At 47.7% G+C, this 14,941-nt stretch carries 15 protein-coding genes; 5 read left to right on the forward strand and 10 right to left on the reverse strand.

Translation table 11 applies throughout. The annotated features are described in order from the left end of the window. The first annotated feature begins 3 nt into the window (after positions 1-3). The 4 genes from KQY15_RS04720 to KQY15_RS04735 all read left to right on the forward strand — a co-directional run bounded on the left by KQY15_RS04720 (position 4) and on the right by KQY15_RS04735 (position 4,975). Positions 4-1,785 (forward strand): sodium:solute symporter family protein, encoded by a 1,782-nt coding sequence (locus KQY15_RS04720; protein WP_217667737.1) that lies wholly within the window; start codon positions 4-6, stop codon positions 1,783-1,785. A 119-nt stretch (positions 1,786-1,904) separates the two neighbouring features. After that, positions 1,905-2,432 carry a hypothetical protein gene (locus KQY15_RS04725; protein WP_217667739.1) on the forward strand — a complete coding sequence of 176 codons (528 nt, stop codon included), beginning with the start codon at positions 1,905-1,907 and terminating at the stop codon, positions 2,430-2,432. 52 nt (positions 2,433-2,484) lie between these two features. Then, the gene (locus KQY15_RS04730; protein ID WP_217667741.1) at positions 2,485-4,311 is read left to right on the forward strand and encodes a DUF294 nucleotidyltransferase-like domain-containing protein; all 1,827 of its coding nucleotides are present in this window, start codon (positions 2,485-2,487) and stop codon (positions 4,309-4,311) included. Position 4,312: 1 nt separating this feature from the next. Further along, positions 4,313-4,975, forward strand: coding sequence for an exonuclease domain-containing protein (locus KQY15_RS04735; protein ID WP_217667743.1), 663 nt, complete (start codon positions 4,313-4,315; stop codon positions 4,973-4,975). Between the two features lie 42 nt (positions 4,976-5,017). Here the strand turns inward: KQY15_RS04735 and KQY15_RS04740 are convergent, their stop codons facing one another. From KQY15_RS04740 to KQY15_RS04775, 8 genes are all read right to left on the reverse strand, one after another. Next, positions 5,018-6,586 (reverse strand): PH domain-containing protein, encoded by a 1,569-nt coding sequence (locus KQY15_RS04740; protein WP_217667745.1) that lies wholly within the window; start codon positions 6,584-6,586, stop codon positions 5,018-5,020. Further along, the gene (locus KQY15_RS04745) at positions 6,570-7,124 is read right to left on the reverse strand and encodes a PH domain-containing protein (protein ID WP_217667747.1); all 555 of its coding nucleotides are present in this window, start codon (positions 7,122-7,124) and stop codon (positions 6,570-6,572) included. Before KQY15_RS04745 ends, KQY15_RS04740 begins: the two co-directional genes overlap by 17 nt. A 4-nt stretch (positions 7,125-7,128) precedes the next feature. Continuing rightward, positions 7,129-7,611, reverse strand: a complete 483-nt coding sequence (locus tag KQY15_RS04750) for a YehS family protein (RefSeq protein ID WP_217667749.1) — start codon at positions 7,609-7,611, stop codon at positions 7,129-7,131. A gap of 74 nt (positions 7,612-7,685) precedes the next feature. Then, entirely contained in the window at positions 7,686-8,246 is a 561-nt protein-coding gene (efp, locus tag KQY15_RS04755) for an elongation factor P (RefSeq protein ID WP_443627107.1), read from the reverse strand. A 13-nt stretch (positions 8,247-8,259) separates the two neighbouring features. Beyond that, positions 8,260-9,459 carry an elongation factor P maturation arginine rhamnosyltransferase EarP gene (earP, locus tag KQY15_RS04760; protein WP_217667751.1) on the reverse strand — a complete coding sequence of 400 codons (1,200 nt, stop codon included), beginning with the start codon at positions 9,457-9,459 and terminating at the stop codon, positions 8,260-8,262. Between the two features lie 19 nt (positions 9,460-9,478). After that, positions 9,479-9,847 carry a hypothetical protein gene (locus tag KQY15_RS04765; protein WP_217667753.1) on the reverse strand — a complete coding sequence of 123 codons (369 nt, stop codon included), beginning with the start codon at positions 9,845-9,847 and terminating at the stop codon, positions 9,479-9,481. After that, the gene (locus tag KQY15_RS04770) at positions 9,841-10,374 is read right to left on the reverse strand and encodes a hypothetical protein (protein WP_217667755.1); all 534 of its coding nucleotides are present in this window, start codon (positions 10,372-10,374) and stop codon (positions 9,841-9,843) included. The genes KQY15_RS04765 and KQY15_RS04770 overlap by 7 nt, the downstream gene beginning before the upstream one ends. 19 nt (positions 10,375-10,393) lie before the next feature. Further along, on the reverse strand, positions 10,394-11,017 hold the full coding sequence (locus KQY15_RS04775; protein ID WP_217667757.1) for a LysE family translocator: 624 nt from the start codon (positions 11,015-11,017) through the stop codon (positions 10,394-10,396). A 206-nt stretch (positions 11,018-11,223) separates the two neighbouring features. Between KQY15_RS04775 and KQY15_RS04780 the strand changes: the two genes are divergently transcribed. Further along, positions 11,224-11,418: a DUF3185 family protein gene (locus KQY15_RS04780; protein ID WP_217667759.1), complete on the forward strand. Its 195-nt coding sequence runs from the start codon at positions 11,224-11,226 to the stop codon at positions 11,416-11,418. A gap of 70 nt (positions 11,419-11,488) precedes the next feature. Here KQY15_RS04780 and glnS read toward each other — a convergent pair whose 3' ends face one another. Beyond that, on the reverse strand, positions 11,489-13,153 hold the full coding sequence (gene glnS, locus KQY15_RS04785; protein ID WP_217667761.1) for a glutamine--tRNA ligase: 1,665 nt from the start codon (positions 13,151-13,153) through the stop codon (positions 11,489-11,491). Between the two features lie 130 nt (positions 13,154-13,283). After that, entirely contained in the window at positions 13,284-14,918 is a 1,635-nt protein-coding gene (locus KQY15_RS04790) for a tryptophan halogenase family protein (RefSeq protein WP_217667763.1), read from the reverse strand. Between the last annotated feature and the right edge of the window lie 23 nt (positions 14,919-14,941).

Consider the following 14,941-nt stretch of genomic DNA (forward strand, 5'->3'; position numbering starts at 1 on the left):
AGGATGAGTCAATTTGCAATAAACCTGATATTTGTTGGCGGCTCCTTCGCCCTCTATATCGCAATAGCAATCTGGGCCCGGGCTGGCAGCACTAAAGAGTTTTATGTGGCTGGTGGCGGTGTTAACCCGGTAATGAACGGCATGGCCACCGCAGCCGACTGGATGTCAGCAGCGTCATTTATTTCTATGGCCGGCTTAATTGCCGCCGGCGGTTATGCTAATTCAACCTTTTTAATGGGCTGGACCGGTGGCTATGTGCTGTTGGCCATGTTGCTTGCCCCTTACCTGCGTAAGTTCGGCAAGTTTACCGTACCAGACTTTATCGGTGATCGTTTCTACAGTACCGGCGCACGACTGGTAGCAGTAGCGTGCCTGATCATTGCCTCAGTTACTTATGTAATTGGTCAGATGACCGGCGCGGGTGTAGCGTTCTCACGCTTTCTGGAAGTCAGCAGCGACTGGGGCCTGATTATCGCCGCCATTATCGTATTCCTGTACGCAGTTATGGGTGGCATGAAAGGTATTACCTACACCCAGGTAGCCCAGTATGTGGTATTAATTATTGCCTACACTATTCCGGCAGTATTTATTTCTCTGCAACTGACCGGTAATTTCTTACCACCGCTGGGGTTATTCTCTGAACATACTGAATCCGGCATGCCGTTACTGGCAAAACTTGATGAAGTTGTGCGAGAGCTGGGTTTCCGCGATTACACTGCTGATGTTGATAACAAACTCAACATGGTATTGTTTACCTTGTCACTGATGATTGGTACTGCCGGTTTACCCCACGTTATTATCCGCTTTTTCACGGTACCAAAGGTTGCCGACGCCCGCTGGTCTGCCGGCTGGGCCCTGGTGTTTATTGCCCTGCTGTACTTAACTGCACCCGCTGTAGCTTCAATGGCACGCTTAAACCTGATGACCACCATTTATCCGGCAGGCCCTACCGCAGATGCTATTGAGTATGCAGAGCGGCCAGACTGGATGAAAACCTGGGAAACCACCGGCTTAATTCAGTTTAATGATAAAAATGGTGATGGCCGGATCCAGGTTTATAACGATACACCCGCCTTTGCTGCTACAGCAACAGAGCGTGGCTGGAATGGTAATGAGCTAACCGTTAACAATGACATACTGGTATTGGCTAATCCTGAGATTGCTAATCTGCCAGGTTGGGTTATTGGTTTAATTGCTGCAGGTGGTTTGGCTGCCGCGCTTTCAACCGCAGCGGGTTTGTTGCTGGCTATCTCTTCTGCGATCAGCCACGATTTAATTAAAGGCTCAATCAAACCAGATATCAGCGAGAAAGGTGAACTGATGGCGGCGCGGATCTCTATGGGGGTTGCTATCGTCGTTGCCACCTGGCTGGGTATGAATCCGCCCGGTTTCGCCGCACAGACAGTCGCCCTGGCATTTGGTATTGCTGCCGCTTCTATTTTCCCGGCATTAATGATGGGGATTTTCTCCAAGCGGGTAAATAATGTCGGTGCGATTGCCGGTATGCTGGCAGGATTAATTTCAACTTGTGTTTATATTTTCCTGTACCTGGGTTGGTTCTTTATTCCCGGCACTGCTACTTTTGAAAATATTCCACAAAACTGGCTGTTTGGTGGCACCGGCTATGGCATTTCGCCACTATCGTTTGGTGCTGTGGGTGCAATGATTAACTTTGCTGTTGCCTTTACCGTGTCTGCCCTGACTGCACCACCACCGGTGCGTATTCAGGAGCTGGTGGAAAGTGTCCGCTTCCCGCGTGGTGCTGGCCAGGCAGTAGACCATTGAGTTGCCGTACAGCAGAAAACAATAGCAACTAAAGCAGTTGTCATCTGCTAAGGTTGTGCTAGCAGCGGGCTTTCATCTGAAAGCCCGCCTTTTTAGAAAAGAAGATAAGCAGGTACCCTATGTTGTGGGAATTAATTGCGACAATTTTCGCCGGTCTCGGTGCTGCAGGTATCGCCCTGGCCATCCGCTTTATTAGCAGGAAAAAAGCACCACGCTGGCTGATTCCGGCTTTTGCCGGACTGGGCATGCTAAGTTTTCAGGTACAAAGTGAATATAGCTGGTATCAGCATCAGGCAGGAATGCTACCAGAAGGCGTTGTGGTAGTTCGCACGGTAGAACAGCAGGCAATCTGGCGGCCCTGGAGTTATCTGTATCCGCAGACATTACGGTTTATTGCTGCAGACGTTGCCAAAGCAGCGCCTAATCAGCGTAATTCTGATATCTGGCTGGTTGAGTTATACTTTTTTGAACGCCGCTTATCAGCCAAGCGGGTACCGCAAGTGATCCATTGCCAGCAGCAGGCCCGCACTGACTTCACTGAAAAATTGCAAATCCCGGCTCCGGGGGAAGCAGTGAGTGCCGTCTGGCATAAACTGGCTGACAATGACCCGTTATTGCTGGCGGTGTGTCAACGTCAGTCTGTTTAAAATGTTTGCCAGCTATCTATGAATAACGATTAGCTAACTTTACTGAGGTTATATGGACGTTGCGGAGGTTACGACCTTTCTAGCCAAAACCACCCCGTTTGATCAGCTTGCTACCGCTGAGCTGGCCAACCTTGGCGCCAATATCAATGTGTACTATTGCCAGCAAGGTGAAACGATACAGCTAAGCTCAGAACGGTTAATGATTGTTAGAACCGGCATTTTTGCCCTGTACAGTGATCAGCAAACCCTGCTGACTAAGCTGGAAGAAGGTGACTTTTATGGCTATCAGCTACTGCTGACTGGTCTGAGTGACAACGATAACCTGGTATGTGAAGAAGATGGTCTGGTGTACTGGTTAAATGCTGATGCCTTTCATCAGTTACGCTATCAGTATAAAAATATTGATATTTTTTTCCAGCGTTTATTCGGCCGCCGCCTGCATCAATATAAAGAACAGCAACAAAACTCACGTTTTACCTTAAAAGTAAGTGACATTGTCCAGGCCCGTAAAATTGCAATAGATGGCGGGCAAAGTGTGCAACAAGCAGCAACCTTAATGACGGAGAAAAGAGTATCGTCACTACTGGTTGAGCAGAATGAGCAACTGATCGGCATTATCACCGATCGGGATTTGCGCAGCAGAGTGCTGGCAGCAGGTCTGGCTGCAAATACTGAAGTTAGCCAGGTGATGACCGCCAAACCTCATGTTATCGATAAACATGCCTATTTATTTGAAGCTGTGCAATTGATGAGCCGTCATAATATTCATCACTTACCGGTATTGGACAATCAGCAAAGTTATTCGATGATTACCGCTACCGATATTATTCGCTCCCAGCAGGATCATCCGGTGTATCTGATTGGCGAAATTCATCGGCAAACCAGCGTTGACGGTCTCGAACATTGTTCCAGCCAAATCAGTAGCCTGGCACTGACTCTGGGTAAGCAGCAGGTCCCTGCCCATGAGGCAGGACATATAATTACCACTATTACCGATGCGCTGACCCAGCGTTTAATTGCTCTGGCCCAGCTTGAACTGGGGCCTGCGCCCTGTGTTTTCAGCTGGCTGGCTTTTGGCTCACAAGGCAGAATGGATCAGAGTTTAAATGCTGATCAGGATAATGCCCTGCTCCTGGAAAAAGAGCCTGCGGGTGAGATAGCGGAGTACTTTGCAGCGCTGGCCGATTTTGTTTGTCAGGGACTGGCCCGTTGCGGTATTACCTTATGTCCGGGCAACATCATGGCTTCCAATTCCGCGCTGCGTCTAAGCTTAAAAGGTTGGTCCGGCCAATTTGGTAAATGGGTCAATAGCCCTACCCCTGACGCTTTGTTAAAGGCCAGTATTTTTTTTGATTTAAGGATTATAGAAGGCAGCAGAGGGCTATTTAATGCCTTACAGCAGGACATTCTGGCCAGAACTCAGGATAACGCCCTGTTTTTGTATCATCTGGCACAAACTGCATTACAACGCAGTGCACCACTAAGCTTTTTGCGTAATTTTATTCTGGAGCATGACGGTAAACAGAAAAAAGGCCTGGATTTAAAAAAACGGGGTATCAGCTTAATTACCGATATTGTCAGAGTGTATGCGCTGGCAGCCGGGATCAGTGAAATTAATACCCGCCAACGTTTAGTGCAACTGGCTGCCAGCGGTGTCATGGACAGCAAAGATACCCAGAATTTATCTGACGCCTTTGACGTGCTGGCGCAACTGCGCTGGGACAAACATCAGCATGATCTGGCGCAGGGGCATGATGTCAGTAACTTATTAGATCCCAACGTATTATCTGGTTTACAACGCCATCAGCTTAAAGACAGCCTTACCGTAATCAACGATGCTCAGTCTTCGTTAAAACAACGGTTTTGCCGGGACTTATAATATGCTGGCCTGGTTATCTGATAAAAACTCACCGCTAAGCACAATAGTGCAGACTTTTAATCAGAAAACACTGCCGCCAGGGTCGGTCAGAGCCGCCGACTGCCCGTTTCTGATCATTGATTTGGAGCTAACCGGCTTAAATCCAAAACAGGATCACATCGTCAGCCTGGGTTGGCTGCCGGTGCGCAAGCATGAAATCATATTAAATGAAGCACGGCATTATCTGGTGCAAAGCCCGGTCAGTGTTGGCCAGAGTGCGGTTATTCATGGCCTGCACGACAAAGATTTTCAGCAGGCTCATGATTTGACAGAAGTGCTTACTGAATTGCTACAACGCTACGCAGGCTATATTTTTGTAGCCCACCACAGCCAGCTCGATTGCCGGTTCTTACAAGTCGCAAGTCAGCGTATTTTCGGCAAAATGGCAAAATTCAGCTTTATTGACACACTGAATATCGAGCTGTACCGCCTGCACAAACAGGGCATTGTCATGAAAAAAGATGCGCTGCGACTACCTCAATGTTTAACACGGCATAAACTGCCGCAAAGCGGTCAGCATCATGCACTGGCAGATGCGTACAGTTGCGCTTTGCTGTTACTAAGTCAGCTGAAACATAGCCACGCCGATATCACCCTGGCAGATTTGCAGTTACAAAGCCGATAAGTCAACGGCTTCAGCCAGGCTTTGCCACGCTGCTAAAAAGCGCTACATCCAGGCCTTTCTGCTTTGTTGTAGCTGATAAAGCCCCTGCTCCAGCAATGCCCGGCCATCGGTCTCATTAATAAAAGGGATTTCTAGCGCACCGGATGCCAGTACCAGTTTAACTGAACACAAACCGGCGCGACGCATTAACCAACTTTGCCTGAAGGTTACCTGCTGTAGCTTATATTTGGCAAAACAATAATAATCGACACCGAAATAGCCACGCCGGATATAATAATAATTGTTGTCTGCGGCATAACCATAGCGATACCAGCGCATTACAATCAACAGTGCCCAGAACGACAGCGGCACAACACTAATCAACGCCAGTTCCGGTTGTTGTCGCAACCACAGCGACAGCGGCGCAACAATGGCAACCGGTAACCAGTACAACAACAGGTAGCGCCAGATAAAACGCCGGCTAATGTGGTTGAAAGTGACGCTGCTCAGCTTATTGTCAGGGCAGGCATCGCGCACAAGGTTATGTGCTTGCTTCAAAGTGACTGACGGCACCATAATTTTCTGCTCTGTCGCAATTTGCTGCTGACCATTTATCTGCTCAAAGTTCAAGTTAAGCCGGCCGAGCAACATATCCAGCCAGTCTTGCTTTAGCGCAACACACTGTAAGCGGGACAGCTTCATACTGACTTCATGCCGGGTTAACAAACCACTGCGCCGGATGTAATTCTGCTGTTTTTTATGCAGGGTGTAGCCGTAAAACGTTAATACTGAACCCAGTACCGAAAACAACGTGAATAACAGCATAATCAACATGGTAAGCGACAAGGCATACAGACCAATTACAAACCACGACTGTTGACCAGGGTCGAACAACGCCGGCAAATCGATACCGGCCATTAATAACAGCTCGAGTACTTTGTCAGCAAGCTGATTATAAAAGGGTGCAGCTAAGCCTAAAAATAACCAAATCCGATTATTACTGATCCCATGAATAACTAAATCTGCCAGACTGCGCTGATTTAACAGCTGCTCTGCCACAACAGGTGGCTCAGAGCTCGCCTGCTGCTGCTCGGTAGATGGTGATTCATCTGTTACAGAATGACGCAAATCGAGAATATGCTGTTTTAACGCCTCTGCAAACGGCCGGCTGAGGGCAACTAATCTGGCTTCCTGATGTACGGAACCGGCAGTATCCAGTTGCAAACAAACATAATCGGCCGGACGATAAAAAATCGGCTGCTCCAGTTTAATATTCTGGATCCGGTTAAATGGCAGATTCAGATACTTTTTACTTAGCACCCCTGAGCGGATTTCTACCGTACCTGCTGACAAGCGGTACTGAAAATAATAATACTTTAATAGTGCTGCGCCAGTAATCAGCAGTAACAAACCGGTTAACATGCCAATAGCCAGCCCGGGGTTATCTTTAATCCGGTTAAACAGCAAAATAAAAGGCGGGATCAGATAGACAAACTGGCCGGCAAAAAAGCGAAGCACCGCCACCGCAAAATATAAAATAGCAATCGGTGACACCCGCTGCCATTCTGCCTGGCTGACGGTCTGCTTCAGCTCAGATACAGGAGCTGCAACAGCCTCATTGTTGTTGTTCATCTTGCAAGGCATCCTTATGCTGCAATACAAACTGCCGGATCTGCTGAGCCTGAGTCAGGCTAAGCCCCGGAATCTCAAAAGTGTGTAAAGCGCCACCGGCACTGAACAACTGCAAACGGGCCAGCGAAGCTTTGCGCTCCAATGGCCCTTGCTTTAATTCAATATGCTGTATCCGTACTACCGGCTGGGTGATCATTTTCCTGAAAAAAATACCCGAACTGTAACTGATATCATGCTCACGCAGCGCGAAATGTTTATTTTTATCAGCCTGCCAGCAGTAGAAAGCCCGCAAAACACCGAACAGCGGCACCAACCACAGCGCATGCGTTATTACCTGCATTAGATCAGCAGGTACAGGCCACCATGGCTGCCACCACAACAGCATGATCAGTAGCATTAGGCCAGCAAAAAAACCAGCGTTAACGCCCTGACGCAACAGCCGGTAACGACTGCTCAGTGCCTCAGATTGCAAAGCCTGCAGCGGGGTTATCTGCTCTACTGCCAATTGGTTATTGCTAAAACCGGCTGCATTGCTCATCAATTTACTCCTGGTCGTCAGTGGCAGTGCCGGGCCGGAACTTCAGCTGTAAACCTTTAATAAAATTTCGCAGTACCTGATCCTGACATGCCCGGAAATGCTTATGATCGGCGCGGCGGAAAAACGCACTCAGTTCAGGCTTACTCAAGCGGAAATCAGCCAGGGTCATTACGTCGAGTACATCATCATCTTTGAAATCCAGGGCGATTTTCAGCTTGCGGAAAATAATATTGTTATTTAGTCGTTGCTCAGGCTCTGGTTGCGGCCCGTCTTTTTTGCCACGCTTGTAAATGATAAGCCCATTTAAAAAGCGGGCAAGATCAACATCAGCCATGGCAGCAAACGTACTGTCGTCGTCTTTACTCAACCAGCTGATCATTTGTTCGCGGCTCGGGGTCTGGCCGGCAAGCGCCATAATGTCGCTCATGGTGCTGTTATTATATTCAAAAGCATACCGCAAGCGGCGTAACACATCATTGTTGGTCACAGTGCAATCCTGTTAGAGGCTGTAAAACAACAAAAGGCGCACAACGCGCCCTTTGTTTGTATTAACACACGGAATTACTTCGCGCGGCTACGATATTCGTCAGTACGTGTGTCAATTTCAATCTTATCACCAATATCAACAAACGCCGGTACCATCAGCTCAAAGCCGGTATCCAGTTTTGCCGGTTTCATCACTTTACCGGTAGTATCGCCTTTGGCTGCCGGTTCAGTGTAAACCACTTCACGCACAACGATGGTTGGTAAGTCTACTGAAATCGCCCGTTCATTGTAGAATACAACAGAACATTCCATACCATCAGTCAGGTACTTCAGTGCTTCAGTCATGTTCTCGGCTTCAATTTCGTACTGGTTGTACTCAGAATCCATAAAGACATACATAGGATCAGAGAAGTAAGAATAAGTGACTTCCTTGGTTTCCAGTAATACCTGCTCAAATTTATCGTCGGCACGGTATACCGTCTCCATGCCCTGGGCATTAAGCAGGTTTTTCATTTTCATTTTAACAACGGCAGCATTACGACCAGATTTGTTAAATTCGGCCTTTAAAATTACCATCGGTTCATTGCCAACCATAATTACCTGGCCAGCGCGCAGTTCTTGGGCTGTTTTCATCATTATTGAAATATCTTCATTGTTGGGAAAAATTGGGCGTTATTATAAATTTTTTTTTAGCAAAGTGCACGAGGTTGCTGGCAAGATCTCCATTTGCCAGTAATTGCGCTCGCCACAGCAAGTTATAATCTGCCAGTTGTTGCATTACCGGGTAAAAACTATTCCAGCTATCAGTCAGATCAGAATCCGTATTCCAGCTTAAAAAGCTTTGCCGGGTAATGTCGGCAAGCCCGATCGGCATCTGCCGGCAATAGTGGTCCAAAAAAGCTGCCAGCTTAAGCAGGTGAGCATTTTCCTGCTGGCGATAAATTTGCCAGATAAATGGCCGGCCTGCCCATTGGGCCCTGATGATGGAATCTTCTCCTCTGACAAAATTCAAATCACAGGCAGCTAGCAATAAGTCGTAATCCGGCTGCGCCAGAAACGGTATGACTTTTAAGTAAAGCTGGTTTAGTTGCACTATTGCGCCGCATAACAGCTGCGGATACTGCCTGGCAAGTTCGTTTGCCAGTTCACCTTGCGGGATCACACATAATACGTCGACGGTCAGCTGTTGCCATTGCTTAAGCAAACTGGCTATCTGGCTGTGGCTATAGGCAAACATAGAAATTTTAAGCTCAAACTGCTCAGTGTTCAGCCCGAGTTGTTGCCAGAATCGTTGCTGAGCCTGGTTATCAGCTTTAAAGGCATCGAGCCTTTGCGACAGGTCCTGCTCATACAGCAGGCCCCCGGTTTTATTACTAAACCCAGGGAAAAAGAAATATTTGTTCCCCCCTCCGTGCCCCTGAGGTGAACTGAGGCCATGACACCCCTCAACCCAGGCTTCTGCTGACAAATACTCCAGATTTAACCATAAAGGAGCAGGTTGCTGGCTGGCCATCAGTTGTTTGTAAACATCAGGAATGGTGCAAGCCAGCGCTTCAATAACCACGGCTGCAGGCGTTAATTGTTGCCAGTTTAGCGATGGGCAGTTTTCCTCTGGCCAGAACAGTATTTCAACCCCGGCAATTGTTTGGCTGGCGAGCTCAGGCCTTACCTGCGGACAAATCTGCTTAAAGCTATGCAGATCATCAACCAGTAATTCAACCCTGATATTATGCTCTGCGACCAATTGCCGGCTTAACCGCCAGCATATACCAATATCACCAAAATTATCGACGACCGAGCAGAATACCCGCCATAGCCCGCGTTCGTCAGATTGGTTTAGCTGTTGCAAAAGACTACCTGTTTTCTAATTACAGTATTAACGGCGCTATTATACCCATCGCAATACGCAGGAATAGCCAAAAAATGATTAAAAACAAAATCGTTATCAGCCAGGCCAGCAAAGCTTGCATCAGCCATTTCAAACGCTGTTGCAACTTGTGCCAATAATTAGTTGCATTTGCCGGGGTGGGCTGATTAGCAAACAGCAGTGTTATCAGCATCATATTCAGCATAAAGGCAAAACTGACCAGTGCACTAAGCTGCCAGCGCTGACTGACGTCCACCGGTGCCAGCAGCAACAGATAAACCAGCCAGCCCAGACTGGCCAGGGCCAGTAGTAGCCAGATTGGTTGCAACGGTTGTAATTTACCAGCTAAAACACGATAAAAATTCAGCATTGCAGGCTTTCCTGCTGTCGCAATACTGGCGGATACAATGGCAGAATGCCAGACTCGCCAGCCATATCACCTACCAACCAGATTTCGTTAAACGGATGCGCTTTTGGTAAATGAAGTTTATCGCAATGTGACAGCATGTCCTGCCGGGTCCATAGCGGATTAGCGTTGCGGATAACCAACCAGACATTGTCACTCTGATAATGCTTCTGCGCTTTACTGCTGATGATCCGGTTTAATGCCGTAAGTAGCCTGTGCTCTGGCGGGGTTCTGAGTAATGCCATCAACTCACGGTGAGTCTGGGCACTGATAGCTCTGCCCAGAATATGCATAGCCTCCACTTCACTGCCATATAAGTGGGCAATTTCTAAATCCAGTTTTTTGCCATCGTAATAGCATGATACGTCGGGTCTGGCCGGCTCGTTATGCCAGATATGACGCATTTTAATCCCAAACCGATGCTGATACAGCCGCATAAATATCCGGGCTGCTTCATGCTCCAGTTTAATTTTTTCTTCAGACCCGTTCATAACCTTTAGCTTAACAGGCTTAACTTGCTGCTGTGAAGTAATAACGCCAGATCTCAATAATGACAGGTATCACTGACAACAATAAAATAAAGCCCATAAATATATTAAATATTCGCTGAAATAACGGTTTGGTCAGGACCTTTTTAAGGCCGGCACCAAACACCAACCATACCCCTACACATGGAAAGGCAACCAGTAAAAACGCCAGGGTAATCATCATAACCTGATACCAGTATACGCCGGTAACAGACGTAAAGGCCGCCACTGCACCGGAAGCCATTACCCAGGCTTTACCATTTACCCATTGAAACAGCGCCGCCTGCAAAAAACTGAATGGTTTACTTTTACCGGTAGCAATGGTTTCGGGCCGGGCACTGGCTATCCGCCAGGCCAGCCAGATTAAATACAAAGTACCCAGAATTTTAATCAGCTGATGTAAATGCGGGTAGCGGTCAAAAACCACCCCAAAACCCAACCCGACCAGCAATACCATCAGCGGAAAGCCAAAGCAGATCCCTAACCAGTGCGGCACGCTTTGTCTGAAGCCGTAATTTACCCCGGATGACATGATCATCACATTATTCGGGCCGGGGGTAATTGTCGTTGAAAATGCAAAAAATAGTACTGCTAAAAACAAATCCATGCGGGCCTCAGCTAACGGTTAAAAATCGGACTAAGTAATCTGAAAAACACAGTTGTTAAGTTTACTTTGCTACCAGGCTATTCTCAAACAACCCATCGCCACAGCCATTCTGGGTGATTTTAAAGATTTCAGCTAGTTTTATAAGACGCTGATTTGCTTTAATTAAATTATTAGCTAGACTGATGTGGATAACAAAGGAGAACGTTATGAATAAAATTATTGGTTTAGCGTTAATAGTTGTGGGTGCGGTGCTACTTTATTTTGGTTACAACGCTTATAACTCAGCAGCATCTGAGGTTAGCGAGTTTGTTACAGGCAGCCCAACCGACAATGCAGTCTGGTATCTGGTGGGTGGTGGCCTGGCGGCCATTATTGGCTTAGGTGTGCTGTTTAAAAAATAACCCCAGCGTTAATTTTATAATAATAGAGGCCACGACTGTGGCCTCTATTATTTGCAACGAAGAGTAAAGTTTACTCCTCCGACTTACCCCAGCTATCACGCAAGCCTACAGTGCGGTTAAACACCAGCTTGTCGGCAGCCGAGTCGCGGTCAGCACAGTAGTAACCTTCCCGTTCAAACTGATACGCCTGCTCCACTTTCGCCGCTGCCAGTGATGGCTCAGCAAAACCGTATTTAACCACCAGCGACTCAGGGTTAATTACCGTCAGGAAATCTTCAGCCGCTGCCGGGTTGGCCTCACTGAACAAGCGGTCATACACCCGAAACTCTGCCGGGATAGCATTGGCCGCTTCCACCCAGTGAATAACGCCACGCACTTTGCGGCCATCTGCCGGGTTTTCGCCAAGGGTTTCTGGCAAGTAGCTACATTTTAACTCTACAATATTACCGTCCGCGTCTTTCACTGCTTCATCAGCATGAATAACATAAGCATTGCGCAACCGGACATCCCCATTTAATACCAGCCGCTTGTACTTTTTATTTGCCTCTTCCCGAAAATCAGCCTGGTCAATATACACCACCGGGCCAAATGGCAGTTTACGGCTACCCATGCTTTCATCTTTCGGATGATTAGGCGATTCAAGCCATTCAATACCGTCTGCAGGGTAATTGGTTATCGTCACTTTAAGCGGATCCAATACCGCCATGGCCCGTGGCGCAGCAGCATCTAAATCTTCCCGGATACAGGCCTCGAGCGCACTCATTTCAATCACGTTATCTTGCTTGGTTACGCCAATGCGCTTAGCAAATTCCCGAATGGCTGCCGGGGTATAACCGCGACGGCGCAAACCGGCAATGGTCGGCATCCGTGGATCGTCCCAGCCTGTTACCACTTTCTGCTCTACCAAAGTTTGCAGTTTACGCTTACTCATCACCGCATATTCAAGATTTAAGCGGGAGAATTCAATTTGCTGTGGATGGCAATTAATGCTGATGTTATCAAGGATCCAGTCATATAAACGACGGTTGTCCTGAAACTCCAGCGTACATAGCGAATGGGTAATACCTTCCAGCGCGTCCGAAATACAGTGAGTAAAATCGTACATCGGATAAATGCACCATTTGTCACCGGTTTGGTGATGGTGGGCAAACTTAACCCGGTAGATTACCGGATCCCGCATGCACATAAAGCTGGAGCTCATATCAATTTTAGCGCGTAAAGAACACTCGCCTTCTTTAAAGCCGCCGGCCCGCATTTTGGCGAACAACGCCAGGTTTTCTTCAACAGAGGTATCCCGGGTCGGACTGTTTTTACCAGGCTGGGTTAAATTGCCACGATACTCGCGCATCTGCTCGTTATTAAGAAAACAAACATAGGCCAGCCCCTTGCTGATTAACTCCACCGCGAAATCATGCAACGCATCAAAGTAATCGGAAGAATAGCGGACATTACCATTCCATTGAAAACCTAACCAGTTAACGTCCTGCTGGATTGAGTTAACAAAATCGATGTTTTCTTTTTCAGGGTTAGTATCGTCAAACCTTAAATTACATTGGCCCTGATAATCTTCAGCAATACCAAAATTTAAACAGATAGACTTGGCATGGCCAATATGTAAAAAGCCATTAGGCTCAGGTGGAAAACGGGTCTGTACCGCATTATGTTTGCCACTGGCCAGGTCGGCATCAATAATTTGCCGGATAAAATTGCTGGGGCGATGTTCAACGTCCGCCATAATGAAAAATGTCCTTGTTAATACAAATAATGATAACCAGAATGGCCGGCATTATAACACTGCTGCAGGCAGTAGCTATTGCCTGTCAGTAAAAAACCAGCCATTGTGCTTATGTAAGCTTAATTCAGAGTTACACCCAGCCTCTGGGTTTGGATGCTGTAGGGTACTCTGGCATACCCAACACCCGGTTTAACCAGATAGCATGCGGTGGCAGTTTTTGCCGGGCCATTTGCAGGCGCTGAATAATGGCAGGATGCACACCGGTAGGCGGTAAATCAGGGCCGTAGCGCTGCCGACATTCGTCTTCAAGAAAGCCCATACCATATAGAATACATTCGTAACTTTCATGATTCCATAAACCGCCGGTGTCAACTGCAGCCCGGCTATCGGCTGAGGGCAATGGCTGAATTTCTGTAGCCGATGTTGCCATACCCGGATACCATTGGTCCTGAAAATCATGGGCACTGGGTGGTTTAATCCGCCAGAACGCCAGTTTTGCTTTTAACCGCTCGGTGATCCGCTCTGGTTTTTGTACTTCCCGCCAGAATGCGGTGTCGGTGCGTTTCGTCATGCAGTAATGCATATTAATGAAATCAAGAATTTCATAAAAACGATTGGCCATTAATCTATTGTAACGCCCCGCCAATACCTCCATATCCTGATCATCGAAAGGAAAATGCTCTGCCAGTAACACCGCCCCTAAATCACTCAGGTATAAACCGGTAGATTCAAGCGGCTCGATAAAGCCGCCGGATAAGCCAATGGCCACGCAATTGCCCCGCCAGTTCCCCTGACGCCGACCAACTTTAAAATCAACAAATCTGGCCTGCAAATGCTCAGTACCCGCCCCCTGATACGCGCGCATCTCCTGCTCTGCCTGCTCTTTGCTGATAAACTGACTGGAGTGGACATAGCCAACTGAGCGTTGGTTTTGCATGGGGATATCCCAAATCCAGCCTGCCGAGAGCGCTGTAGCTGTGGTGTATGGTCTTACCATACCGGGGTAAAATTGATCATAAGGTAAGTGCATGGTTACGGCCCGATCACACAGCAACCACTGTGAGCAATCTTCAAAGCCAACATTCAGCTTTTCTTCAATCAGCTTGGCTTTAAAGCCGGTACAATCGACGAATAAATCGGCTGTTATCCGCTGCTGCTGATCGGTGTTAACAGCAACAATTTTATCACTCCCCTGCATCTCAACATCAGCTAAATTCGCCAGGGTGTGCACCACACCGCGGGCGACAGAGAAATCACGCAGGTAATCAGCAAATTTCTGAGCATTCATATGGTAGGCATAGTTTAAACGCGACCCCATATCCCACTTACCCAACATTAGTGGCGCCAGGCCCATCTCACAAATAATCGGTTGCGCCGAGCACGTTTCCATAAAAGGGATGCTGCGATCACTTTTCAGCCAGTCACTACCCGCTCTGTCGATAGGCTGCACCCGCATGCTGGTAAAAGGATGATGATAAAAGCTGTTGTCATTATGTACCCAGTTACAATACTTAATTGACTGTTTAAAGGTGGCGTCCGTGGCCTGCATAAACTCCCGCTCATCGACCCCAACTACCGCTAACAGATGACGCATTGACGGAATGGTAGCTTCACCTACCGAAATCCGCGGAATGTCGGGCGATTCCAGCAATTCAATCTGCACGTTCTGCTCTGTGCCCTGCTTGTTCAGTGCCCCATTCAGATAGGCTGCCGTCATCCAGCCGGCCGAGCCACCACCGACAATCAGTACTTTACGTTGTTGCATTAAGGCTTCCACCACATATTGCG

It is taken from the genome of Arsukibacterium indicum (assembly GCF_019100565.1).
Classification (GTDB): domain Bacteria; phylum Pseudomonadota; class Gammaproteobacteria; order Enterobacterales; family Alteromonadaceae; genus Alishewanella; species Alishewanella indicum.